The sequence below is a fragment of the Cellulomonas sp. P4_H4 genome (genome assembly GCF_056400865.1).
Window position 1 is genome coordinate 48,095 of sequence record NZ_JBFUKL010000005.1, and the last position, 22,434, is coordinate 70,528.

The following is a 22,434-nucleotide window of genomic DNA, read 5'->3' on the forward strand; positions in this document are numbered from 1 at the left end:
TGGTCAGTTGTTCAACTCGCAGCTCGGCACTCCTCTGCCGGGCCGAGAACCCCGTCCTCCCCAGGAGCGCAACGATGCGTGCCTCACCAGACCTCGCCCCGGAGGGGTTCGCCGAACCCAGAGGCGCGACTCTCGCCCGCGTCCGGGCACGCTGGATCGTCGCCTTCTCGCTGGCGGTCGTGGGTGTCGCCGCCGGGTGGTTCGGCCCGATCCAGATCCTGCTGCCCTCCCAGGCGGCCCGGCTCGAGGACCTCGGCCTGGGCGGCAAGGAGACGATCCTCGCGATCGTGACCGCGAGCGGCGCGGTCGCCTCGATGATCGCCAATCCGCTCTGGGGCGGGATCTCCGACCGCACCCGCTCACGCTGGGGCCGCCGCCGGCCCACGATCGTCCTCGGCACCGCCGTCGGCGTCGCCGGACTGGTCATCCTGGGCTCCGGCGACACGCTCCCGGTGATGATCGCGGGCTGGATCGTGGTGCAGATCGGGCTCAACGGACCGTTCGCGGCGCTCGCCGCGACGATCGCCGACCGTGTCCCGCCCGAGCAGCGCGGGCTCGTCGGGGCCCTGTTCGGCATCGCGCAGACCGTCGGCGTCGTGCTCGGCACGGTCATCGCCGTCGCGGTCGGCGAGGGGCGTCTGGGCTACTACGCGCTCGCGGTCGCGGTGCCTGCGCTCGTCGTCGCCTTCCTTCTCGTCCATCGAGAGCCGTCGACCAGGAGGAGCGAGAACCAGGACGCGCCCGCCCGGCCGGCCCGCGCGTTCTGGCACGGCATGCGGCCCACCCGACTCTTCGTGTGGGCGTGGCTGATCCGGTTCCTGCTCAACCTCGCCAACGCCCTCGTGCTGCTGTACCTGTACTTCTACCTCTCGGACGAGGTCGGCGAGAGCGACCCCGGCAGCCTGGTGCTCGTCATCACGCTGGTCGTCGTGCTCGTCGCAGCAGGCACCGCTGGCGTCGGCGGCACGCTCTCCGACCGCTGGGGCCGCCGCGTCCCGTTCGTCGTCGGCTCCACCGTCGTGGTCGCCGCAGGTGCCGTGCTCATGGCCTTCGTCCCGACGATCCCTGTGGTGCTCGTCGCGTCCGCGCTGGTGGGGATCGGGTGGGGCCTGTACATCAGCGTCGACCTCGCGGTGCTCACCGCAGGCATGCCGAGCGACGAGACCCACGGCGCGATGCTCGGCATCGGCAACATCGCGAGCGCACTTCCCCAGGCGCTCGCACCGGTGGTCGCCGCACCCATCGTGCTGCACCTCGGCGGCTACACCGGCCTCTACCTCGTGGCAGCGGTGGTGTGCGTAGCGGCGCTGCTGTGCGTGCCCGGCCTCCGCGGCATCCGTTGACCCCCACAGACAGGACGCGCATGACCAGCCACCCGATCCTCCCCACCGGCTTCCGCTTCGGCGTCGCCACCGCCGCGACCCAGGTCGAAGGGGCGTCCGACGAGGACGGCAAGGGCCCCAGCATCTGGGACACGTTCGCCGCCCGCCCGGGGACGATCGCCGACGGCGACACCCCGGCGGTGGCGATCGACCACTATCACCGCTACCTCGAGGACGTCGGGCACATCGCCGACCTGGGGGTGCAGGACTACCGGTTCTCGATCGCCTGGCCGCGCATCGTTCCCGCGGGCTCCGGGAACGTCAACGCGCTGGGCCTCGACTTCTACGACCGGCTCGTCGACGCACTGCTCGCCCGCGGCGTGCGTCCGGTGCCGACGCTGTTCCACTGGGACCTGCCGCAGGCGTTGCAGGACGAGGGCGGCTGGATGTCGCGCACGACGGCGCACGCCTTTGCCGACTACGTCGACGTCGTCGTCGCGCGTCTCGGCGATCGCGTGGCGGACTGGTTCACGCTCAACGAGATGAGCGTGCACACGCTGTACGGGTACGCGCTCACGGACCACGCGCCGGGCCTGGGGCTGGGGCTCGGTACCCTCCCCGCGGCGCACCACCAGCTGCTCGGTCACGGGCTGGCCGTGCAGCGGCTCCGGGCTGCGGGGGCGTCGCGCATCGGCGTCGTGAACCAGCACTTCCCGGTCCTTCCCGCGTCACCGGACCCTGCCGACCTCGCGGCGGCCGAGGCCTTCTCGGTCCTCACCAACTGGACGTTCGCGGACCCGATCCTGCGGGCCGAGTACCCCACCGACGAGGTCGCCGGGGGGATCCTGCTCGGCACGGGCATGTCCGAGCAGCAGCTCGCGGACGACCTGGCGGTGATCTCGGCCCCGCTGGACGTGTACGGCGTCAACTACTACGAGCCCACCATGATCGAGGCGCCGCGCGCCGGGCAGGACTACGCGGGCGTGCTCGAGGTCGACATCCCCGAGGGCCTGCCGTTCGCGCCCGTGCCGATCGAGGGGGTCGAGCGGACCGACTTCGGCTGGTCGATCGTGCCGTCGGCCCTCACCGACATCCTCGTCACGCTACGGGAGCGCTACGCGAACCTCCCGCCGGTCGTCATCACCGAGTCGGGCGCGTCGTTCCACGACGTCCGGACCGACGACGGCGCGGTGCACGACGAGCGTCGGATCCGGTTCCTCGACCAGCACGTGCGCGCCGTCGGGGACGCGATCGCGGCGGGCGTCGACGTGCGGGGCTACTACGTCTGGTCGGCGCTCGACAACTTCGAGTGGGCCGCCGGCTACCGCGAACGCTTCGGGCTGGTGCACGTCGACCTCGACACGCTCGAGCGCACCCGCAAGGACTCGTGGCACTGGTACCGCGAGGTGATCGCGGCGCAGCCTGGTCGGAGCTGAGGTCGATCGCAGACGGCTGGGTACCGTGACGGCATGACCGTCTGGGCGTTCGACCTGCCGCTGACGACCGACCGGCTGCTGCTGCGGGCGCACCGGGTGGAGGACCTCGACGACCTGGTCGTCTTCCACGGCGACCCGCTCGTCACCCGGTTCATCCCGTGGCCCACGCGCACGCGGGAGCAGACGCGCGAGGCGCTGGCGGTCAAGCTCGACCGGACCCGCGCCGAGGCACCGGGCGACTGGATCGTGCTGGCGATGGAGGAGCGGAGCACGGGCACGGTGGTCGGTGAGGTGCTCGTCAAGCGTGAGGGCGGGGGCCGGGCCGAGGTCGGCTACGCGCTGCGCACCGACCGGCAGGGCCAGGGCCTGGCGTCGGAGGCCGTCACCGCGCTGCTCGACGCGGCAGCGGAGGAGCTCGGCGTCGTGGACGTGCGGGCGATCGTGGTGGACGGGAACGACGCGTCCGCGCGGCTGCTCGTGCGGCTCGGCTTCGAGGTGGTCGGCCCGGGACCGGTCGACGACAACGAGACGACGACCGAGTTCCGCCGGCTCCGCGCCTGATTCTCCTGGGCCCTCCGGCCGAAGCGCGTGTCCCAGACGAGAACCGTGCGATCGGGCCGGTGCTGCAGGCGCTGGACGAGCCCGTCGCTCTTGCGGTCGGGGCTGTGCCTGGGAGACGATCGACGGGCCCTTTGGGGCGGTTTGGGTTGATGCGTCTCTAGCGACGACACGACCGACGAAACAGCCGCCGAAAGGGATCTGTGCGGGTTGGTCCGCCGATTCCTGGGGGCACGAGATGGCTGAGCACGCCGAGCATCGGAGGCGACGAGCCCCGCAGCGACCCGCCGAGAGTCCCGTGGCGCCCGTTCCCGTTCGCGCGCCGTCTCCCGCGGGCATCGTCCCGGTCTCCGGACTGGTTCTCGGTCTCCGGCGCACGGGTGACGACGGACAGCGTGACCCGCTCGGCGGGACGGCCGTGCCGGCGGACACGGCGGCGGTGCTGTCACGCCGGCGCGGCACGGGCCAGGCGTTGCCGTCGTCGGTCGCCGGCCCGATCGGCGAGGCGATGGGCGCGGACTTCGGCGGGGTTCGCGTGCACGCGGACGGGGAGGCCGATCGGATCTCCCGCTCGGTGCAGGCCACGGCCTTCACGCACGGCCAGGACATCTACTTCACCCAGGGCACGTACGCGCCGAGCAGCGCCAGCGGGCAGCGACTCCTCGCTCATGAGCTCGCGCACGTGGCGCAGAACCAGACGTCGGCCTCGGGCACGGGCCCGGGACCGACGATCGGGCACGCCTCCGACCCGGCCGAGTCCGCCGCCGACGCGGCCGCGGACTCCGCGCTGAGCTCGCTGCGGCGTCATCACGCCCGGTACGGGGAGACCGCAGCAGTGGTGCGCGCGGAAGGGCGGTCCGGGCAGGGCGAGATGCCGGGAGCAGCACCCGCCATCCGTCGCCTGTTCAAGTTCGACTGGTCGTTCTCGGAGATCAGGAGCTTCCCCGCAGACGTGAATGCCGCGATCGAGGCGTCGCGGACGGCCGCCGCCGACGTCGCCGCAGCTCGGAAGGTGATCGACACCGTGAAGACGCTGGCCGTGCGTTCCGCCGGCCAGGAGGAGCTCGCCAAGATCAGCAAGCACTTCGAGGACTGGGACGAGGCGAAGCGGACGATCAACGTGGACGAGCGCGATCTCGTCGTGCCGACCGCGATCGCCTACGGGAAGCGGCTGCTGGCAATCGCCGCCGAGTACCAGAAGGCAGACGTCGACGCGATCGCCGTCGAGGCCGCGAGAGTGAAGGCCGAGCGCGAGAAGGCCGAGGCCGAGCAGAAGAAGGCCGACCAGAGGAAGGCCGACCAGGAGAAGGTCGACCGGGAGAAGGCCGAGAAAGACGAGCCCGTGGAGGCTGCGCAGGAGGCGTCGGTGCAGCAGTCGACCGCGAGGGCCGTAGCAGGCACGGTGGGCGGCGCACGGAAGAAGCCGGTGAAGAGGCCCAAGGTCGACAAGCACGAGAAGAAGCGGCTCAAGGCGGAGAAGGAGGAGCAGGACCAGAAGGACCTGCAGGAGCGGCTCGCCCGCGAGAAGGAGGAGCAGGAGCGAGCGGCCCAGGAGCGTGCCCAGGAGATCGCCGACGAGAAGGCGGAGCGGCTGGCGCGGGCGGAGGCGAGGAAGAAGGCGGCTGCGGACCAGAAGGCGGCAGAGGAGAGGGAGGCCGCCGAGAAGCTGGCGGCTGAGGAGAAGGCGGCTGCGGAGAAGAAGGCCGCCGAGGAGAAGGAGGCCGCAGAGAAGAAGGCCGCCGAGCGGGCTGCCGTCGTGGACGAGGTTCGACGGGCAGCTCGGCGGGACCCGCTGGTCGTGGGCGCGCTGGAGCTCGTCGACGAGGCCGAGCTGAGGGAAGCCGCAGACCACGCCGTCACGTTGTTCAAGGCCGGGGTGGCGCCCGAGCTGGTGCTGCGAGCCGTCCAGGACCGGAAGGTCGGCCGCCATGCCGTGACGAAGCCCGGGTGGGCCGGCGGCTACCTGACGCTGTGCGACCTGCCCCTAGCCACGTCGTCCCGGGGGTGGGCGCTGGCGCAAGGTCTGGCGGAGCCCGGCTCGAAGCACGTCGAGGTCGCCCGCGAGATCCTCCGAAGCCTGCCCAACCAGGTGTCCAAGCCGACGGTGGACGACATCAAGTGGCTCACGGAGCACAAGGACCGGCCGGAGTTCCCCGACCTCGCCAAGGTGTTCGCCGCCAAGGAGGTGCATGCCCCGAGCCTGAAGTCCGCATTCCTCGCCACACCGTACGGCCGCGCGGACACCGTGACGCAGTGCGCCAGGTACGTCGCACAGCTGCCGGACCTGGTCGCGGTATTCGAGTCGCTCAGCAAGAACATCGACAAGGAGCTCCCGAAGCACCTCGACCTGATCATGGAGAACGACGACTACTGGTACCGGCAGCCGCAGCAGGTCGCGGCGCTGCGAGCCGAGGCCCACTTCCGGGAGGGAACGGGCAAGGTCAGCCTGACGGCCCGCTCCGCGGTCGAGTACGGACGGCTGAACGACGTGCACTGGAGGCAGAACCAGGCGACGAAGGCGATGACGGGTCTCTTGTCGATGCAGTTCGCCGGGAACCCGCGCGCCACCTTCGCGCTCCACACGCACTTCGACCGGCTGGGTACAGGCGAGATCTACTCGATGCACGTCAAGGACGCCCAAGGGAACAACGGCGTCGAGCTCGGGAGCTACTCCGCTCCCTTCACGAAGCTGATCCCGGCGATCGCGGCGCTGCACAAGGACTACTACTCGCAGGACGTCGAGGCCTCGGGCATCACGTTCCGGTCGGCTGAGCGAAAGCTCGACGCTGCGGTCACGTCCTGAGGGGACCTCCCTCCGTCGGGTCTTAGCGCCGCTCGCGCAGGCCGCTGGCTCGACGGACGGAGCGTTCCACGGCGGCGCGGATGGCGGCCTCGGTGCCGATCACGCGAACGTGCTGCTGGGCGCGCGTGACCGCCGTGTAGAGCAGCTCGCGGGTGAGCAGCGGGGAGCCTTCGGGGGGCAGGAGCAGGGTCACGCGCGCGAACTGGCTGCCCTGGCCGCGGTGGACCGTCATGGCGTGCACGGGCTGGACGGCCGGGAGCTGGTGCGGGCGGACCAGCCGGGGCTCGTCGGCGTCGCCGAACGCGACCGCGACCGCATCTCCGTCGGCCACGATCACGCCGGTGTCGCCGTTGTAGAGGCCGCTGGTGCGGTCGTTCTCCGTGATCAGGAGCGGGCGGCCGAGCGGCCAGGCGCCGGCCGACGCGTACCCGGTGGCGGCGGCGACCCAGGTCTCGGCGGTCATGGCCCACTGGGTGACGCCGAACGGGCCCTCGCGGTGGGCGAGCAGGAGCCGGTGGGTGCCCAGCGCACGCAGTGCGGCCGACGCGTCGCCCGAGCGTGCGGCGTCGGTCAGAGCGACTCCGGTGGCCACGACATCCGCCCGGAGGCCCGCGAGGTTCGCGTCTGTGAGTCGCTCGCCGGCCGGCTCGACCAACGTGTGGTGCTCGCCTCCGGAGCGCAGCAACGCCAGGGTCGCGCCGGCATCGCCGGCACGGATCGCCTCCGCCAGAGCGGCCAGGGAGGCGCCGTAGCGGTGGGCGCGCGTGAGGCGGACGACCCCGCCGGGGAGTGCCGCGACGAGGTCGCCCAGGACGGCCCCCGCCTCGACGCTCGCGAGCTGGTCCGGGTCGCCGACGAGCACGAGCCGAGCCGTGGGGCGCAGGGCCTCGGTCAGGCGGGCCATCAGCGGCAGCGACACCATCGAGGACTCGTCGACGATCACGACGTCGTGCGGGAGGGGACGCGTGCGGTCGTGCCGGAAGCGCGTCGTGCTGCCGCGCCGCCAACCGAGCAGGCGGTGGATCGTCATGGCGTCCAGCCCGCCCACGGCTGCGCGGTCCTCGGGTGCGAGGCTCGCGACCTCGGCGTTCACCGACTCCTGCAGGCGGGCGGCGGCCTTGCCGGTTGGGGCCGCCAGTGCCACGCGCAGGCCCGGGCCGGCAGCTGCCTGGAGCGCGGCGACCAGGCGGGCGACCGTCGTGGTCTTGCCCGTGCCCGGGCCGCCGGTCAGGACCGTCAGGTGCGTGGTCGCGGCGGTGCGCAGCGCCTCACGCTGGGGTTCGTCGACGGGCAGCGGGAACAGTCGCGTGATGGCCACGGTCAGCGCGTCGGCATCCGCCCGGGCCGGGGCGGCAAGACCGATCGCCGTCCGCACCGACTGCTCGTCCCGCCAGTACCGGTCGAGGTAGAGGCGGCCGTCGACCCAGCGCACCGGGCGGTCGGCCGGGCCGGACACACCGTCCGCGACGAGAGGGCTCCGACGCAGCGCGGCGTTCCAGTCCTCCAGCGGCGGCAGGAGCGCAGGGTCGACGCCGTCCAGCGGGTCGGCCAGGACCAGGCACACCGAACCTTCGCGCAGGGCCCGCACGGTCAGCGCGACGGCCACCAGGACGCCCTCGTCCGGCTCGCCTGCGATCGCACCGAGGCGCTGAGCCACGTGCACGTCAGCCGACACGAGTGCGCCGGTCTCGGCCAGGCGACCGAGCAGGCCACCCGCCCGCCAGGGCACGGTCGCGGCGAAGGAGGCTTCCGTCACGAGTGCCTCCGGTCGAGCAGGTCGGACAGCGCGACGACGAGAGCGGCGGGCGGTCGCCACTGCATGACGCCGCACGGGGTGCCGTCGACCGTCGGGTTGTCGGGGCCGAGCATGCCGCGCAGAAACAGGTACAGACCGCCGCCGAGGTGCTCCTCGGGCGAGTACGCGGGCAGGCGCCAGCGCAGGTAGCGGTGCAGCGCGGCGGAGTAGAGCAGGAGCTGCAGGGGGTAGTGCGCGTCGAGCATCGCGGCAGCCATCGACTCGGGGCGGTAGTGCCACGCGGTCAGCGGGTCGCCGAACAGGCCGAGACGGTTCGTCTTGTAGTCGACGACGAGGTATCGGTGGCCGCCTGCGACGGGCGCCGGGACGCGCAGGACCGCGTCGATGCTGCCGGTGAGGTAGCCGCGCAGGCGGGTCACGCGCAGTCCGTCGAGACGGTCGGCGTAGCCGGCGAAGACGTCGCCGGGCGGCAGGTGCTCGCGCAGCAGGGCGGCCAGGTCGCGGACGGTCGCGCCGTCGTCGAGGCGGTGGTCGGTGTCGCCGCCCGCGAGCGGAAGCTCGAAGTCGAGCTCGGCCAGGCGGTCGGTCGGGGCGATGTCGGCGAGGGAGCGGCCGTCGCACGCGGGTCCGAGCGGGGTGCGGATCGAGGGCAGCAGGGCGTCGGCAAGGGTCGCCGGCTCGTCGGCACCGGCACGACGGCACTGCTCGACGAGGTCGGCGCGCAGGTCGGGCGCGGCGGTGCGGAGCAGCTCGAGAGCCCGGTGCACCACGACGCCGAAGCGGGCGCCCGCGGGCTGGTCCGCCATCGGGGACGGCCGAGACAGGGGGCCGTCGTCGGGCGCGCCGACCGGTGCAACGAGCTCGGGCTCGTCGTCGACCCCGGTCACCTCCGGCTCGTACCGGACCCCGGGGCTCAGCTCGTCGGCCGGGCCGCCGTGCGCACCCGCGGTCAGGGCCGAGTACGACGTCCGACGCCACGCGGTGTCGACCGGACGGTCGAGCCGCGCGACCGTCAGCGACGCGGGCGGACGGGCCACCGGTGCCCAGCGCACCTGTGGGCGCTCCTCCCGGACGACCTCGAGCGCGAGGTGCTCGGGGGCACCGGCAACGAGGGTGCGCAGCACGGCCTCGGTGGCCTCGTCGGTCGTCGTCGGGACGCTCGCCGCCGGCGTCCCCGTGGCGTCGCGCTTGCCCAGCAGCAGCCGGGTCAGCGGACCGCTGGGGGAGTTGGTGCTCGGCGCCCACCACACCACGACCTGGCTGGCCGCCCGCGTCAGTGCGACGTAGGCCAGGCGCAGGGTCTCGCCCACGTCGTCGCTCCGCGCCGCCCGGAGCGCGTCGTCGTACCCCGGGCTGCCCTTGCCGCCGACGTGCAGCATGCGCGTGTCGTCGCGGTGGTACTGGAGCGTCTCCGGCGTGGTCGGGGTCCACCGGTCCCAGAGGTAGGGGACGAGGACGACAGGGAACTGGAGCCCCTTGCTGGCGTGCACGGTGATGACCTGCACCGCGGCCGCGTCGGTCTCCAGGCGTCGGCTGCGTTCCTCGGAGTAGTCCTTCGCGGCCTCGTCGATGCGCCCGCGCAGCCACTCGAGCAGGGCTGCGGCCCCCATGCCCTGTCGGGTCGCGACCGCGTGCAGCGCCTCCCCGACGTGCCGCAGGTCGGTGAGGCGGCGCTCCCCGTCGGACCGGCGCAGCAGCCTCTCCCGCAGGCCGTCGGCCGCCGTGGACTCGAGCAGCGAGGCGACGCCATGGTCGGTCAGGACGCGGGACCACGTGCGCAGCCGCTCGTTGACCTCGTCCCGGTCGGCGTCGGCGGCCAGCGCGAGCCGCTCGGCGTCCCACCCGAGGAACGGCGTGAGCGCAGCGGCGGCCGCCGCGCCCTGGTGGGAGGGCCGCGCGAGGGCGGTCAGCAGTGCGAGCCAGTCCTGGGCCGCGCGCGTGGTGAACACGCTGCTCAGGCCGGAGATGACCGCGGGGACGCCGACGTCGGCGAGAGCGTGCTGTGCGGCGACAGCCTCCTTGTTCTTGCGCGCGAGGATCGCGATGTCGCCCGGCTCGACCGGACGCCAACCGTCCCCGTCCCGCAGCCGGGCGGTCGTCAGCGTGTGGACGACCTGCGCGGCGACGTCGCGGTGCAGAAGCTCGCGCACCGGCCCGACCGGCGGCGGCTTCGACCCGACGGCGCCGACCGCCGCGCGTGTGACCTGTCGGACCAGGACCCCGGGGCCGCCGTCGAGCCTGCGACCCGTCAGACCAGCACCGATCGGGTGCACGACGATCCGAGGATCGCCCAGCGCCGTGCCCTCGAGGATCGGCACGAGGCCGGCGAGCACCGCGGGGTCGGCCCGCCAGTTGCGCCCGAGCGTCTGCGTCTTCGCGTCGGCCGACGCGACCAGGTAGGTGGCGACGTCCGCGCCACGGAACGCGTAGATGGCCTGCTTGGGGTCGCCGATGAGCACGAGCGTGCGGTGGCCGTGGAACGCCGTGCGCAGGATTTGCCACTGCACGGGATCCGTGTCCTGGAACTCGTCGACGAGCACGATGCGGTAGCGCTCGCGGACCCGGGCGGTCGCGGCCGGGCCGGACTGCGGATCGGTCAACGCGTCACGCAGCAGCACCAGCAGGTCGTCGTAGTCGAGGACGCGCTGTGCACGCTTGCGACGCCGGAACTCGCCGCGCGCGGCGTTCGCGATGCCGAACCGGTGCTGCGCGGCCGTGTCGGGCGTGGCGGCAGCCGGCTCGAGGTGCGCGTCGTGGTCGCTGATGGCCTCGTGCGCGATCTCGCGGGCGTGGACCACGGAGACGAGCGGCGCGTCCGAGCCGGCGTACTTGCGCAGGTAGAGGTCATCGACGACCTCGGCCTCCAGGTCCGCGACGTCCGGGAACAGGGTCGCGTCGTGGTCGACGTCGCCGACCGTGCCCAGCGTCGCGAGCATCTGCTGGCAGAAGCCGTGCGTCGTCGTGATCGTCGCCGCGTCGAACTCCGCCAGCGCGCGGGTGAGCCGGTCGGCGCGCTCGACGCGCTCGTCGTCGGAGACATCGGCCAGCAGGGCGACGACCTCGTCGGTGCTCTCCGACGCACCCGGCGCGCGCAGCGCACGCTCGACCTCCGTGAGGCGAGCGCGGACCCGGTCACGCAGCTCGGAGGTGGCCATCCGGCCGAACGTCACGAGCATCAGGTCGGGCAGCTGGGCGACGCCCTCCGCGACGTACCGCGCGGTCAGCGACGCGATCGTCGTGGTCTTGCCGGTGCCGGCGCTCGCCTCGAGCACGACCGTCCCGGTGGGCAGCGGGCCGCAGACGTCGAACACGGGGATGCTCATGCGAGTCCGACCTCCTCGTGGCGGTCGAGGTCGCCCCAGAGAGCGACGGACAGCGCACCGAACCGGGTCGACTCGCCCGGTGCGCGCTCGCGGTCGCGTGCCGTCGGGACGCCGAGCAGGTCGTCGAGCTCGAAGTCGTCGCCCCAGACGAGGGTGTGGTGGGCGTCCACCGTCTCGAAGCCACCGCGTCCGGCCGCGGCGTCCTCGGGCCTGCCGAGCGACTTGCGGGCCGCGTCGAGCGACTCCTGCTCGTCACCGCCGCGCACGCGCTGGAGCGCGTACGCCCACGACGTCGACAGGGGCAGCGGCAACGGTCCGCTCAGGGCCTCGTCGTAGAGCTCGACCAGGTCGGACAGCACGCGGGTGGCGTCGTCGGGCGGGCGCAGCGTGGCGATCTTCGGCGACGGCGTCCCGCGGCCGATGGTGATGGCCGTCCTCGGGCGTCCGGGTTCGTCCACGCTCAGTGCCAGCAGCTGGACCCAGGCCCGGAGCCGGTGCTTGGGGCCGAGGTTCGAGAACACCGTCCGGACCAGCGCGTCGCCGTGCAGGCCGTGCACCGTGCCGACGAGCGTCCGGCCGTTCGGGAGCCGGAGGTCGATGTCGAGCGAGTGCGCGGTCCCGACGAGGTGGCGCCGTGCCGCGGCCAGGAGCGGCTCGACCTGCGCCTGGACCGACCGGACCGTCGCGCCACCGAGCTCGCCCGGCGGAACGAGACCGCGGCGCCGCTCGGCGGCCGCCGTCCGCTGCGGGTCGTCTCCGCCGAGGGCCGCGGTCAGCAGCCGGTCGCCGAGGGTCCACCGGTCGAGCGCGTCGAGCGCCAGGGGGAGGCGGTCGTCGAGCTGCGGCTCGTCGCGCGGGAGGCTCACCCCGAGGCGACGCCCGACGAACGCGCGCACGGGGTGCTCGAGCGCGTAGGCCAGGTCGTCGACGTCGAGGTCGCCGTCCTCCGGAGCGGGCAGCGGGCTCGCCAAGAACGTCTCCGCCCCTGGGACGCGGTCCCGGCCCGCGACCGCGGCGGCCAGGTCGAGGCGGTCGAACGCGAACGGGCCCGGCCGACCCAGCGCCCCCGCGGTGAAGTTGCGCTCGTCGACGGTCTGCAGCGGGTGGTGCACGACGTGCGCGGCAGCACCGTCGTCGAGGGCGTCGAGCAGCTCCCCGACCGGAACCGCAGGGGGCCGACGCGCGCCCGTGCGTTCGTCGGCGCCCGAGTACACGACCACGAGGTGGTCCTGGGCGCTGGTCACCGCGTCGAGGAAGAGCTGGCGGTCCTCGAGCCGCCGGTCGCGCTCACCGATCAGCGGATCGCGCGCGAGCACGTCGTCGCCGTCGACCGCGCCGCCGCGCGGGAACGCGCCGTCGTCCATCCCGAGCAGCGCCACGACCCGGTGGGGCACCGCGCGCATCGGCTCGAGCGAGCAGACCGTGAGAGCGCCGGTGCGAAAGCCCGACCGGGAGGGACGTCCGCGAAGCCGCGGCTCGAGGATCGCGACGACGTCGGCCAGGCGCAGGACCGTGGTCGCGCTCGTCATCGCGCACGCGTCGGTGAGCACCCGCGCGGCATCGGCCAGCTGCCACCGGTCGGCCGGGGCCGCGTCGGTGAGCAGCTCGACAGCCCGCCCGAGCGTCTCGAACCACGCGCCGGCCGGACGCGCCCCGGAGAGCTCCGCGAGCGTTCCCGTGAGTCGGTCGACCAGCTCGGCCAGACGCCCGGCGAGGTCGACGTCGGTGCTCGGGACGTCGTCCATCGGCAGCACCGACCCGAGGAAGCGGTCGTCCTCCTCGGCCATCGCGACGCCGAGCAGCAGACGGTCCAGCGCGGTCGCCCAGGTGCCCTGCGCGACGGCACCGAGCTGGAAGCGCGCCCGCCGGGACGTGTCCTCGCCCCAGCGGACGCCGGACTCGAGCGCCCACGCGCGGACGCGGTCGAGGTCTGCGTCGCCGAAGCCGAACCGCCGCCGCACGGGTGCCTGGCTCGCGAGGTCGACCACCGCCGAGGCGGTGACGCGCGAGTCCGCGAGCTCGAGCAGGGTCGCGAGAGTGGCCAGGACGGGGTTGGCGCGGGCCGGCGCGCGGTCTGCGACCTGCACGCGCAGCGACCGACCCGGGTGGGCGCCGGTGTCCGTCGGCGACTGGACCGGCCCGAACACCGCCTCGACCAGGGGTGCGAACGCCTCGACGTCGGGGCACATCACGACGATGTCGCGCGGCTGCAGGCTCGGGTCCTCGGCGAGCAGGCCGAGCAGGGCATCGCGCAGGACCTCGACCTGGCGGGTGCGGCCGTGGCAGGCGTGGACCTGGACCGAACGGTCCGTGGCGACGGCTGGGCCGTCCCTCCGGTCGGCGCGCAGGCGAGCCTGCAGTGCCCCGAGGGCAGTCGGCGCGGGAGCCGGCGCCTGGACCCAGGTCACCTCAGGTCCGAGCGCGAGCAGCCGCATCTCCAGCTCGGTGGCGCTGGGGGCCATCGACGCGAGCATCGGGTGGCTCGCCGCGGCCGGGCGGTCGCTGCGGCGCAGCGCACCGGGGGCAACCTTCTCCCAGAGCGCGCGCGACGGGTGGGGGAGCCACAGGTGCACGTCTCGGTGCGCGGCCAGCGCACCGAGCACGCGGACGTGCGCGTCGGGCAGGGCGGTCGCGCCGAACACCGACAACCGCTGCGGGAAGTCCACGAGGTCGGGGTCGCGGGTCAGCCGGGCGACGGCGTCGTCCATCCGCTCCGCGGGCGCGGGAACGTCGAGCCGCCGGCGCAGGGCGCGCCACAGCTCGGCCTCCCAGCGCAGGTCGTCGGGCAGGGGAGTGCCCGCGCCGTCCTCGTCGAGTCCCCGGGCCCAGGCCCTCACGAGCGCGGGCCGCTGCTCGTCGTAGGACGAGAGCAGCCGGGCGAGGTGCTGCGCGAGGCGGAAACGCCGGCTGCGGCGCACCTCGTCGTCCGCCGTGCCTAGGTGCTGGACCACCGACGCGAGCCAGGGTGCGTCCTGCTCGTCGTCGAGGACCGCGAGCACGTGCCACGGGAGCCGGTCCGGGTGCCACGGGTCGTCGACGGCCGCGAGATCGAGCGTGGCGGCGAGCGTGGTCGCGACGAGCGCCCGAGGCGGGTCGAAGCGGACGTTCGCGCAGATCCCGTCGTCGTTCGGCGCGGAGCCGGTCCCGAGACGGTGGGCGAGGCGCTGCGCGACCCAGCGCTCCACGCCGCGCGTGGGGACGGCGACGATGTCGGGGGTGAACGGGTCCGCGGGTGCGTCGGCCAGGACGTCAGCCAGGGCGTCGACGAGGGCGTCGGCGCGCTCGGCCACGTGCAGGTGCAGCTGCGGGTGCGAGCGGCCTGCGCTGATCGCTGCGTCGCCCACCTTCGGATCGTAGACCGGTGCGCGGGGGCGATCGGCGTCGTCAACAGGGTGACCTCGCCGCGCGCTACCTCGGCCCGCGCACCAGACTTGTGCACACCGTGCCGGTCGAGAAGGGGCGACGCCGTGAGCATCCTGCGGACCAAGAGCATCGAGCAGTCCCTCGCCGACGCCGAGGAACCGGAGTTCAAGCTCAAACGCACGCTCGGTGCGCTCGACCTCGTCGTCTTCGGGGTCGGCGTCGTGATCGGCGCCGGCATCTTCACGCTCACCGGTCGGGCAGCGCACGAGGTCGCAGGCCCCGCGATCGTGCTCAGCTTCGTCGTCGCGGCGATCTGCTGCGCGCTCGCGGCCATGTGCTACGCGGAGTTCGCGTCGACGGTGCCGGTCTCCGGTTCGGCGTACACGTTCAGCTACGCGAGCCTGGGCGAGGTCTTCGCCTGGATCATCGGGTGGGACCTCCTGCTCGAGCTCGTGCTCGGCGCGAGCGTCGTCGCCCAGGGCTGGAGCGCGTATCTGGGGCTCTTCCTCGGGAACCTCGGCATCACCATCCCGGAGGCGATCGGGTACGGCGGCACGGTCGACCTGATGGCGATGATCCTGGTCGCGCTGCTCGGGCTGCTCGTCACGGTCGGGATCAAGGAGTCCTTGCGCGTCAACATGGTGCTGGTCGCCGTGAAGGTGTTCATCGTGCTGTTCGTGATCGTCGCGGGCATCGGCTTCATCGACTCCGCGAACTACCAGCCGTTCATCCCGGACGCCCAGACCACGGAGGCGACGACCGGTCTCACCCAGCCGCTCGTGCAGGCGATGCTGGGCCTGACGCCCTCGACGTTCGGCGTCGGAGGCATCTTCGCCGGCGCCGCCCTGGTGTTCTTCGCGTTCATCGGTTTCGACGTCGTCGCAACGACCGCCGAGGAGACGCGCAACCCGCAGCGCGACCTGCCGCGCGGCATCATCGGGTCGCTCGCGATCTGCACGGTCCTGTACTGCGCGGTCTCGCTCGTCGTGACCGGGATGGTCTCGTACGACGAGCTCGATCCCGCCGCGGCGCTCGCGAACGCGTTCCAGGTGCACGGGCAGACGTGGATGGCGACGCTCATCTCCGCGGGCGCCGTCGCGGGCCTGACGACGGTCGTCCTCACGCTGCTGATCGGCGCCACCCGCGTCATCTTCGCGATGGGCCGCGACCACCTGCTCCCGCCCGCCATCGCCAAGGTCCACCCGCGGTTCCGGACGCCGTACGTCATCACGATCATCGTCTCGGTCGTCACGATCCTCATCGCCGGACTGACGCCCGTCGGCGTGCTCGAGGAGATGGTGAACATCGGCACACTGAGCGCGTTCGTGCTGGTCAGCCTCGGGGTCATCGTCCTGCGGCGGACCCGCCCCGACCTGCCCCGCGCGTTCCGGGTGCCGTGGGTGCCCGTGCTGCCGGCCGTGTCCGCGCTGATCTGCCTCTACCTGATGATCAACCTCTCGGTCGAGACCTGGCTGCGGTTCGCCGTGTGGCTCGTCCTGGGGATGGCCGTGTACTTCGGGTACGCGATGCGGCACTCGCGGATCCCGAAGGAAGGGGAGCCGGAGCGGGTGACCACAGGCGGCTGAGCGGGCGACACTCGCTCTGCCCCATGGGCATGAGGTCCCTGTCGGACTTACATTGGCGGGACATCAGGCAATGGGGCCTAGCTTCACGAGAGCGACGGCTCCGCCACCACACGGAGCGAAACATGTTGCGTACAGATGTGTCTCTCGGTCGCGCCCAGTCCGCTACACCGGACCACCGCCCACCGCCGGACATGGTCCAGCTGCTGACACCGGACGGCGTCCGGCACGACGATCCGGTCTACGACCCGTGGGTCGACGACGTCGACGACGAGCGGCTGACGAGCCTCTACGAGGACATGGTCGTCGTCCGGCGCTTCGACACCGAGGCCGTCGCGCTCCAGCGGCAGGGACAGCTCGGGCTCTGGCCGCCGCTGCTGGGCCAGGAGGCCGCGCAGATCGGCTCCGCCCGCGCGCTGCGGCCCGACGACTTCGCCTTCACCAGCTACCGCGAGAACGGTGTCGCCTACTGCCGCGGTGCGCAGCCGGCGGACCTGATGAGGGTGTGGCGGGGGACCGCACTGTCCGGCTGGGACCCGCGGACGATCGGCATGGCGACACCTCAGGTCATGATCGGCGCGCAGACGCTGCACGCCACCGGGTACGCGCTCGGCTGCGTCAAGGACGGCGTCGACTCGGCGGTCGTGGCGTACTTCGGCGACGGCGCGACGAGCAAGGGCGACGTGCACGAGGCGATGGTCTTCGCGGCCTCCTTCGACGCCCCCGTCGTCTTCTTCTGCCAGAACAACCAGTGGGCGATCTCGGAGCCGGTCGGCCTGCAGACGAAGCGCCCGATCGCCGACCGCGCGTTCGGCTACGGCATCCCGAGCATCCGGGTCGACGGCAACGACGTGCTGGCCGTGACCGCCGCGACGCGCATGGCGCTCGACAGGGCGCGCTCGGGCGGGGGACCGACGTTCATCGAGGCAGTCACCTACCGGGTCGGCCCGCACACGACGTCCGACGACCCGACGCGCTACGCCGACGTCGAGACGGCGCAGGAGTGGGCGGCGAAGGACCCGATCCTGCGGCTCGAACGCCACCTCCAGGCGCGCGGCGCGCTGTCCGACGAGCGGCGCGCGGAGGTCGGACGCACGGCCGACACGTTCGCGGCGCAGATGCGCGAGGCGTGCTACGGCCTGCCCGACCCCGAGCCGCTCAGCGTCTTCGACCACGTCCTCGTGGAACGCGACCCGGTGCTCGACCGGCAGCGGAGCGAGTACGCGGCGTACCTGGCGACGTTCGAGGAGGACGACTCATGACCCCCAGGACCATGGCCGCCGCCCTGAACTCCGGCCTGCGGCACGCGCTCGACGACGACCCGACCGTGGTGCTGCTCGGCGAGGACATCGGTCGGCTCGGAGGCGTCTTCCGTGTGACCGACGGGCTCCAGCGCGACTTCGGCGCCGAGCGCGTCATGGACACCCCGCTCGCCGAGGCCGGGATCATGGGCGTCGCCGTCGGGCTCGCCTACCGCGGCTACCGGCCGGTCGTGGAGATCCAGTTCGACGGCTTCGTCTACCCGGCCCTCGACCAGCTGGTCACGCAGGTGGCGCGGATCGGCTACCGGACCGGGGGTGCCGTGCGGATGCCGATCACGGTCCGCATCCCGTACGGCGGCGGCATCGGTGCGGTCGAGCACCACAGCGAGTCGCCCGAGGCGTACTTCGCGCACGCCCCGGGCCTGCGCGTGGTCACCTGCGCGACCCCGCAGGACGCGCACACGATGATCCGGCAGGCGATCGCGTCCGACGACCCCGTGGTGTTCTTCGAGCCGAAGCGGCGCTACTGGGTCAAGGGCGAGGTCGACGAGACGCTCGACCAGTCGCTGCCGCTCGACCAGGCGCGCGTCGTGGTCGAGGGCACCGACGTCACGCTCGTCGCCTACGGACCGCTGGTGGTCACCGCACGCGACGCCGCGCTCGCGGCGCAGGACGACGGGCTGTCGGTCGAGGTGATCGACCTGCGGTCGCTGTCGCCCCTGGACCTCGACACGGTCGAGACGTCGGTCCGCAAGACGCGGCGGCTCGTCGTGACGCACGAGGCTCAGCGATCCGGGGGGCTCGGGGCCGAGATCGCCGCGAGCATCACCGAGCGCTGCTTCGACCTGCTCCGCGCCGCGCCCGTCCGCGTGACCGGGTTCGACACGCCGTACCCCGCGGCCAAGCTCGAGGAGCACTTCCTGCCCGACCTGGACCGCCTGCTCGATGCCGTCGACCGCGTCATGGGCCGACAGCACTCCCTGACCGGATGGAGGCCATGATGACGAGCACGAACCTGCGGACGATCAGCTTGCCGGACCTCGGCGAAGGGCTGACTGAGTCCGACCTGGTGGAGTGGACCGTCGCGGTCGGCGACACCGTGGAGCTGAACCAGGTGGTCGCGGAGGTCGAGACCGCCAAGGCGCTCGTGCAGCTGCCGTCGCCCTGGGCCGGGGTGGTCACCGAGCTGCTGGTCGAGGCGGGGACGACCGTGCCGGTCGGCACGCCGCTGCTGACCATCGCCGTCGAGGCGACGATCGGGGCCGACGACGTCACGGACGCCCCGGCTTCCCCGGTGCCCGCAGCCGCCCCCGAGGCCGTTGCTCCGGTGCCCACGGCACCCGAGTCCACGGCACCCGGGTCCGCTGCGCCCGGGTCCGCACCTGCGGCCGCGCCCGAGCGGACCGCCGTCCTCGTCGGCTACGGACCGCTCGTCGAGTCGGCGGCCCGGCCGAAGCGCCGGTCCCGGTCGGCGGACTGGGTCGCGTCGCACCAGCCCGACGACCCGGACGAAGGCCACGTGGCCAACCTCGCGGACGAGCACCCGGGCGTCGACGCTGCTGACGAGCACCCGCTCGTGGCTCGCCGGACGCTCAACCCGCTGGTCCGCAAGCTCGCGCACGACCTGGGTGTCGACCTCGACTGGGTCGAGGGCTCCGGGTCGGACGGTGCGATCACGCGGGAGGACGTCCTGCGGATCGTCTCGGGCACCGCCCCTGCGCTGCGCGCCACGCGGCCGACGACGCCAACGGCCACCGGCCCGCGGGGCGCGCGCCCGGCGTCGCCCGTGGCCCCGGAGACCGGTCGGGCGCCGCGCGAGGTCCGGACGCCGATCACCGGCGTCCGCAAGCAGACCGCGGCGGCGATGGTGTCGAGCGCGTTCACGGCACCGCACGCGTCGACGTCCCTGACCATCGACGTCACGCCGACCCTGGAGCTCCTGGAGGCGTTCCGCGCGGACAAGGCGCTGGACGGCCACCGCGTCACGCTCCTCGCGCTCGTCGCCAAGGCCGTGACGATCGCGCTCGGCCGCAACCCGTCGCTGAACGCACGCTGGGACGAGCCCGCCCGGGAGATCGTCCAGTTCGGGTACGTCAACCTGGGCATCGCGGCGGCGACCCCGCGCGGGCTCGTTGTGCCGACGATCAAGGACGCCGACCGGCTCAAGCTCCCCGAGCTGGCCGACGCGATCACCCGGCTCACCGACGCTGCGCGCGCGGGCACCACGACCCCCGCGGACCTGGCCGGCGGCACGATCACGATCACGAACATCGGGGTCCTCGGCGTCGACACCGGGACGCCGATCCTCGTGCCGGGCCAGGCCGCGATCCTCGCCACGGGCGCCGTGCGTCGTCGACCGTGGGAGCTCCACGACCAGATCGCGCTGCGGGACGTGATGACGCTGAGCGTGTCGTTCGACCACCGCCTGGTCGACGGCGCCGAGGCGGCCCGCTTCCTGGTCGACGTCGCCGCCATCCTGGCCAACCCGGGCAAGGTCCTCGGGATGGTGTAGCGGCGACGCCCGGCGTCGAGACCGTCACTCTGCAACGACACCGGCACTCTGAACTGCCGGTCTCGTGACAACGTGACGGTCTCGCGGGTGGCACGCGGACGGTGAACGCGCGGCAAGGACAGAGCCGCCGGCGCCGGGGCTCCGCAATGGCACTGCCTCAGGAAGCGTGGAGCGGGCTGCCCAGGGCTGCCTGGGCCATCTCCTCCAGGAGCGTGCGTGTCCGGGCCGCGGTCACCGAGCGTGCGCTGTGCGGCGTCGAGTTCATGAGCCCGAACGTCGCCTGGGAGCGCAGGCGGAGCTCGCCGCGGTCCGTCGACGGGCTCAGGCGGGCGAGGACGTCGACCCACAGGTCGACATAGCGTCGTTGCAGGTCACGCACCGACTCGCGGTCCTGCGGGGAGAGGGCGGCGAGGTCGCGGTCCTGGACGCGGATGACGTCCGGCTCGCGCAGGGCGAAGTCGACGTGGAACCGGACGAGCGAGCGGAGCGCCCCGGAGTCGTCGTCGGACGAGTCGACGACCGTGCGGCCTCCGTCGAGCAGTCCCTCGCTGACGTCGACGAGCAGGGCGGCCAGCACGGCCTGCTTGCTGGCGAAGTGCCGGTACACGGCGGGTCCGCTGACGCCGACCGAAGCGCCCAGGTCCTCGATCGACACCCCGTCGAAGCCGTGGTTCGCGAAGAGCCGCGCGGCCTGCGAGAGCAGTGAGCTGCGGCGCTCGGCCTTGGCGCGCACGCGCGCCGTGGGCGGGGCGAGCTGGTCGGGCATCGGCTCCTGCTCTCGACGTGAGGACGACGGGCGGCGGACGGGCGACGGGCGTTGCCGTGGACAACCGCGTGATCGAACACTAGCCTCAAATCAGTTAACCACCGTTAACTCAGTTGTACCTCCAACCACCCCGTGGAGGCAGCGCCGATGGAGACGCTCAGCACCGCCGCAGACCCGAGCGCGCCCGCGTTCGTCGCGAACCAGGGCGCCCAACGGGGCCTGGTCGACGAGCTGCGCGGCCGGTTGCGCACGGCAGCCCGAGGCGGGCCCGAGCGCTCACGGGAGCGGCACGTCGCTCGCGGCAAGCTGCTCCCGCGCGAGCGCATCGACGCCCTGCTGGACGACGGCAGCCCGTTCCTCGAGGTGGCTCCGCTGGCGGCCGAGGGGCTCTACGACGGCGACGCCCCGGGCGCGGGCGTGATCGCGGGCGTCGGCCTGGTCGAGGGCCGGTACGTCATGGTGCTGTCCAACGACGCCACCGTGAAGGGCGGCACGTACTACCCCCTGACCGTCAAGAAGCACCTGCGTGCGCAGGAGATCGCGCTCGAGAACCGGCTGCCGTGCGTCTACCTGGTCGACTCGGGCGGTGCGTTCCTGCCCAAGCAGGACGAGGTGTTCCCGGACCGCGACCACTTCGGCCGAATCTTCTTCAACCAGGCGCGGATGTCCGCCGAGGGCATCCCTCAGGTCGCCTGCGTCATGGGCTCGTGCACCGCGGGCGGCGCGTACGTCCCCGCGATGAGCGACGAGACCGTGATCGTGCGGGGCCAGGGGACGATCTTCCTGGGCGGCCCGCCGCTGGTGAAGGCGGCCACCGGCGAGGTGGTCAGCGCCGAGGACCTGGGCGGCGGCGAGCTGCACGCCGGCACGTCGGGAGTCACGGACCACCTGGCGGAGAACGACGCGCACGCGCTGCAGATCGTGCGCGACATCGTCGCGACGCTGCCCGCTTCCCACCACAGGGCGTGGGAGGTGGTCGAGAGCCGGCCGCCGAAGGTCGACGAGGGCCAGCTGTACGGCGTCGTCCCCACCGACCTGCAGACGGCGTACGACGTGCGCGAGGTCATCGCGCGGCTCGTCGACGGCAGCGAGCTCCACGAGTTCAAGCGGGAGTACGGGTCGACGCTCGTCACGGGCTTCGCGCACCTGCACGGGCACCCCGTGGGGATCGTCGCCAACAACGGCGTGCTGTTCAGCGAGTCCGCGCTCAAGGGCGCCCACTTCATCGAGCTCTGCGACCAGCGCGGGATCCCGCTCGTGTTCCTGCAGAACGTCAACGGGTTCATGGTCGGGCGCGACTACGAGGCGGGCGGCATCGCGAAGCACGGCGCCAAGATGGTCACCGCGGTGGCGACGACCCGGGTGCCCAAGCTGACCGTCGTGATCGGCGGCTCGTTCGGGGCGGGGAACTACTCGATGTGCGGGCGCGCCTACGGCCCCAGGTTCCTGTGGATGTGGCCCGCGAGCCGCATCTCCGTGATGGGCGGACCCCAGGCGTCGTCGGTGCTGGCCACGATCCGTCGTGACCAGCTCGGCGACGCGTGGAGCGCCGACGAGGAGGAGGCGTTCAAGGCGCCGCTGCGCGAGCAGTACGAGACGCAGGGGAGCCCGTACTACTCGACGGCGCGCCTCTGGGACGACGGGATCATCGACCCGTCGGACACCCGCCGCGTCCTCGGCATGGCCCTCGACCTGGCTGTCCGCGTGCCGCTGGGCGAGCCCCGCTTCGGCCTGTTCCGGATGTGAGGGC

The 22,434-nt window shown here is 73.0% G+C and carries 13 protein-coding genes; 9 read left to right on the plus strand and 4 right to left on the minus strand.

What is annotated here, in order from left to right; genetic code table 11:
• The first annotated feature begins 74 nt into the window (after positions 1-74).
• The 4 genes from AC1DPN_RS14735 (at position 75) to AC1DPN_RS14750 (ending at position 6,119) form a co-directional block, all read left to right on the plus strand.
• A complete protein-coding gene (locus tag AC1DPN_RS14735; RefSeq protein WP_477085519.1) occupies positions 75-1,343 on the plus strand; it encodes an MFS transporter in 1,269 nt (422 codons plus the stop codon).
• A gap of 20 nt (positions 1,344-1,363) precedes the next feature.
• On the plus strand, positions 1,364-2,758 hold the full coding sequence (locus AC1DPN_RS14740) for a GH1 family beta-glucosidase (RefSeq protein ID WP_477085520.1): 1,395 nt from the start codon (positions 1,364-1,366) through the stop codon (positions 2,756-2,758).
• A gap of 33 nt (positions 2,759-2,791) precedes the next feature.
• Positions 2,792-3,319: a GNAT family N-acetyltransferase gene (locus AC1DPN_RS14745; RefSeq protein WP_477085521.1), complete on the plus strand. Its 528-nt coding sequence runs from the start codon at positions 2,792-2,794 to the stop codon at positions 3,317-3,319.
• A gap of 295 nt (positions 3,320-3,614) precedes the next feature.
• The gene (locus AC1DPN_RS14750) at positions 3,615-6,119 is read left to right on the plus strand and encodes an eCIS core domain-containing protein (protein ID WP_477085522.1); all 2,505 of its coding nucleotides are present in this window, start codon (positions 3,615-3,617) and stop codon (positions 6,117-6,119) included.
• A gap of 22 nt (positions 6,120-6,141) precedes the next feature.
• Here AC1DPN_RS14750 and recD read toward each other — a convergent pair whose 3' ends face one another.
• From recD to recC, 3 genes are read right to left on the minus strand one after another with little or no spacing between them, the layout of a single operon-like run.
• A complete protein-coding gene (gene recD, locus AC1DPN_RS14755) occupies positions 6,142-7,875 on the minus strand; it encodes an exodeoxyribonuclease V subunit alpha (RefSeq protein ID WP_477085523.1) in 1,734 nt (577 codons plus the stop codon).
• The gene (locus tag AC1DPN_RS14760; RefSeq protein ID WP_477085524.1) at positions 7,872-11,198 is read right to left on the minus strand and encodes a UvrD-helicase domain-containing protein; all 3,327 of its coding nucleotides are present in this window, start codon (positions 11,196-11,198) and stop codon (positions 7,872-7,874) included. Before AC1DPN_RS14760 ends, recD begins: the two co-directional genes overlap by 4 nt.
• Positions 11,195-14,542: an exodeoxyribonuclease V subunit gamma gene (gene recC / locus AC1DPN_RS14765; RefSeq protein ID WP_477085525.1), complete on the minus strand. Its 3,348-nt coding sequence runs from the start codon at positions 14,540-14,542 to the stop codon at positions 11,195-11,197. The genes AC1DPN_RS14760 and recC overlap by 4 nt, the downstream gene beginning before the upstream one ends.
• Before the next feature lie 123 nt (positions 14,543-14,665).
• On the opposite strand from recC, the gene AC1DPN_RS14770 reads away from it, so the two are divergent.
• The 4 genes from AC1DPN_RS14770 (at position 14,666) to AC1DPN_RS14785 (ending at position 19,918) form a co-directional block, all read left to right on the plus strand.
• Positions 14,666-16,147, plus strand: coding sequence for an amino acid permease (locus AC1DPN_RS14770; RefSeq protein WP_477085526.1), 1,482 nt, complete (start codon positions 14,666-14,668; stop codon positions 16,145-16,147).
• Positions 16,148-16,338: 191 nt separating this feature from the next.
• Positions 16,339-17,406 carry a pyruvate dehydrogenase (acetyl-transferring) E1 component subunit alpha gene (gene pdhA / locus AC1DPN_RS14775; RefSeq protein WP_477085813.1) on the plus strand — a complete coding sequence of 356 codons (1,068 nt, stop codon included), beginning with the start codon at positions 16,339-16,341 and terminating at the stop codon, positions 17,404-17,406.
• The gene (locus tag AC1DPN_RS14780) at positions 17,403-18,407 is read left to right on the plus strand and encodes an alpha-ketoacid dehydrogenase subunit beta (protein WP_477085527.1); all 1,005 of its coding nucleotides are present in this window, start codon (positions 17,403-17,405) and stop codon (positions 18,405-18,407) included. Before pdhA ends, AC1DPN_RS14780 begins: the two co-directional genes overlap by 4 nt.
• Positions 18,407-19,918: a dihydrolipoamide acetyltransferase family protein gene (locus AC1DPN_RS14785; protein WP_477085528.1), complete on the plus strand. Its 1,512-nt coding sequence runs from the start codon at positions 18,407-18,409 to the stop codon at positions 19,916-19,918. Before AC1DPN_RS14780 ends, AC1DPN_RS14785 begins: the two co-directional genes overlap by 1 nt.
• A gap of 157 nt (positions 19,919-20,075) precedes the next feature.
• Here AC1DPN_RS14785 and AC1DPN_RS14790 read toward each other — a convergent pair whose 3' ends face one another.
• Positions 20,076-20,684 carry an SACE_7040 family transcriptional regulator gene (locus tag AC1DPN_RS14790; protein WP_477085529.1) on the minus strand — a complete coding sequence of 203 codons (609 nt, stop codon included), beginning with the start codon at positions 20,682-20,684 and terminating at the stop codon, positions 20,076-20,078.
• A gap of 147 nt (positions 20,685-20,831) precedes the next feature.
• Here AC1DPN_RS14790 and AC1DPN_RS14795 point away from each other — a divergent pair, with 147 nt between their 5' ends.
• Complete coding sequence (locus AC1DPN_RS14795) at positions 20,832-22,430, plus strand: carboxyl transferase domain-containing protein (protein ID WP_477085530.1); 1,599 nt, start codon at positions 20,832-20,834, stop codon at positions 22,428-22,430.
• The last annotated feature ends 4 nt before the right edge of the window (positions 22,431-22,434 follow it).

Bases quoted from the DNA above. Each gene is read 5' to 3' on its own strand.
- AC1DPN_RS14735 (WP_477085519.1), top strand. From the start codon at position 75: ATGCGTGCCTCACCAGACCTCGCCCCGGAGGGGTTCGCCGAACCCAGA.
- AC1DPN_RS14740 (WP_477085520.1), top strand. From the start codon at position 1,364: ATGACCAGCCACCCGATCCTCCCCACCGGCTTCCGCTTCGGCGTCGCC.
- AC1DPN_RS14745 (WP_477085521.1), top strand. From the start codon at position 2,792: ATGACCGTCTGGGCGTTCGACCTGCCGCTGACGACCGACCGGCTGCTG.
- AC1DPN_RS14760 (WP_477085524.1), bottom strand. From the start codon at position 11,198: ATGAGCATCCCCGTGTTCGACGTCTGCGGCCCGCTGCCCACCGGGACG.
- pdhA (WP_477085813.1), top strand. From the start codon at position 16,339: ATGGTCCAGCTGCTGACACCGGACGGCGTCCGGCACGACGATCCGGTC.
- AC1DPN_RS14780 (WP_477085527.1), top strand. From the start codon at position 17,403: ATGACCCCCAGGACCATGGCCGCCGCCCTGAACTCCGGCCTGCGGCAC.
- AC1DPN_RS14785 (WP_477085528.1), top strand. From the start codon at position 18,407: ATGACGAGCACGAACCTGCGGACGATCAGCTTGCCGGACCTCGGCGAA.
- AC1DPN_RS14790 (WP_477085529.1), bottom strand. From the start codon at position 20,684: ATGCCCGACCAGCTCGCCCCGCCCACGGCGCGCGTGCGCGCCAAGGCC.
- AC1DPN_RS14795 (WP_477085530.1), top strand. From the start codon at position 20,832: ATGGAGACGCTCAGCACCGCCGCAGACCCGAGCGCGCCCGCGTTCGTC.